This window comes from Methylibium sp. T29, assembly GCF_000576205.1.
Classification (GTDB): Bacteria; Pseudomonadota; Gammaproteobacteria; order Burkholderiales; family Burkholderiaceae_C; genus Methylibium; species Methylibium petroleiphilum.
The window spans coordinates 1-2,314 of the sequence record NZ_AZND01000395.1; the positions used below are offsets into that span (position 1 = coordinate 1).

Here is a 2,314-nt window from a genome sequence, read left to right on the forward strand (position 1 = left end):
ACTCCTCCTCGGTGTCGAACGGCGCGATGTGGCAGCAGGGCCCGAAGATCTCCTCGCGGATCACCGCCGCCGACTCCGGCAGGCCGGTCCAGATGGTCGGCTGCACCCAGTGGCCCTCGGCCAGCGCGCCGCTCATCTTCGGCACGCCGCCGCCGGTGACGACGGTGGCGCCCTGCTCCACCGCCTTGCGGTAGTAGCCCAGCACCTTGTCGCGGTGCTCGGCCGAGATCAGCGGGCCCAGGCCGACGCCCGGCTCCTCCGACGGGCCGATCTTCAGCCCTCGGCCTTGGCCTTGAGCGCCTGCACGAAGTTCTCGAAGATCGGCCGCTGCACGTAGACGCGCTCGGTGCCCAGGCAGACCTGGCCGCAGTTCTCGAACGCGCTGCGCGTGATACCGGCCACCGCCTTGTCGAAGTCGGCATCGGCGAACACGATGCCGGCGTTCTTGCCACCGAGCTCGAAGCTCACGTCGCGGAGGCCGTCGGCCGCCGCCTTCATGATGGCCGCGCCGGTGCGCGTCTCGCCGGTGAAGGTGATCGCGTCGACGCCGTCGTGGCGCGTCAGCGCCTCGCCGGCCGAGCCGGGGCCGAAGCCGTGCACGACGTTGTAGACGCCCCTGGGCACGTCGACGGCGTTCATCACCTCGCCGAGCAGCGCGGCCGACAGCGGCGTCTCCTCCGAAGGCTTGACGACCACGGTGTTGCCGCAGGCCAGCGCCCGGCCGACCTTCCAGGTCATCAGCAGCAGCGGCGCGTTCCACGGACAGATCACGCCCTTGGGCTTGCGGATCGCGTAGTTCAGCGCGCCGCGGCCGTCGGGCGTCTCGGTCTGGAAGGATTCGGTCGGAACGTTCTTGACGACGTCCGCGAAGATCTTGAAGTTGGCCGCGCCGCGCGGCACGAAGGCATGCGCAATCACATGGTGGGGCTGGCCGGTGTCGGCTTCCTCGGCGGCGACGAAGTCGTCGAAGCGGCTCGTCATCTCGTCGGCCACCGCGTGCAGCATCGCGAGCCGCTTCTCGGCGCCGAGCTTGGCCCAGTCGCCATGGAGCGCGCCGCGGGCCGCGCTCACCGCCGCGTCGATCTCGGCCACGCCGCCCTCGGCGACGCTCGCGATCACCGTGTTGTCGAGCGGCGAGCGCTTGTCGAAGGTCCGGCCGCTCGCGGAGCTCGCGAACTCGCCGTTGATGAAGTGATGGACGCTGCGCAAGGGGCCTCTCGGAAGGACTCGCCGCAGTGTAGGAATCGGGACGCGCAGCCGTTCAATACCGTCGGCGGCGGCCCCGATACCTTGACGGTATGACTTGCTCATTTGGCGCACAGCTCGCCGCGCCGGCACTGCCGATTTGATGTTCTGAGCAGGTCCACGCTCGGGTTATCCCGCGAATCGGCGCGAACCCGGACGCCTGGGGCTGGCACGCCGGTTGCGTAGGAGGATGCATGCAGCAGGAGGAAACCGCATGCACGTTGAGATCAAGACCTCGGACACCAAGCCGCTGCGCAACACCTTCACGCACCTGGCCGCGCGCTTCGGCGACAAGCCGGCGTCGCGCTACCAGGAGGCCACCTACGACATCCAGGAGGTCGAGAACTTCCACTACCGGCCGCTGTGGCAGGCCGACAAGGAGATCTTCGACGCCAGCCGTACGGCGGTCGTGATGGCCGACTGGTACGCGCTTAAGGACCCGCGCCAGTTCTTCTACATGAGTTACACGACGACCCGCGCGCACCAGCAAGAGGTCGCCGAGGGCCAGTTCGACTACTTCGACAAGCGTGGCCTGCTCGCCACGCTGTCCGACGGCCTGCGCGAGCGTGTCGCCGCCGCGCTGCTGCCGCTGCGCCACTACGAGTGGGGCGCGAACATGAACAACAGCGCCATCACCGGCTGGGCCTACGGCGCGGCGCTGACCAACGCGACGATGTTCGCGACGATGGACCGGCTCGGCCTGGCGCAACTGCTGTCGCGCATCGGGCTGCTGATCGATGGCAACCTGGGCACCTCGCTCGCCGCCGCCAAGCAGCAGTGGCTGGAGGATGCGGCTTGGCAGCCGCTGCGCTCGGCGGTCGAGCACCTGTTCATCGTCGACGACTGGTTCGAGCTGTTCGTCGCGCAGAACCTGGTGCACGACGGGCTGCTCTACCCGATGGTCTACCAGCGCTTCGAGCAGGCGCTGGCCGCGGCCGGCGCGCCGGCCTTCGGGATGCTGCTGACCTTCCCGAACGAGTGGCACGCCGAGACCACACCGTGGGTCGACGCGGTGTGCAAGACCGCCGCCGCCGAATCGCCCGCCAACCGCGCGCTGCTCGCCGGCTGG

Annotated in this window: 1 protein-coding gene and 1 pseudogene; one reads left to right on the top strand and one right to left on the bottom strand. The window is 69.2% G+C overall.

Going from position 1 to position 2,314, the window contains the following annotated elements; all coding sequences use genetic code 11:
• Positions 1-1,209: pseudogene (locus x551_RS21335) on the bottom strand (aldehyde dehydrogenase family protein); the annotation flags it as partial.
• Between the two features lie 250 nt (positions 1,210-1,459).
• Between x551_RS21335 and x551_RS21340 the strand changes: the two are divergent.
• On the top strand, positions 1,460-2,314 hold an 855-nt coding region (locus x551_RS21340; protein WP_036236480.1), incomplete at its 3' end, for a phenol hydroxylase.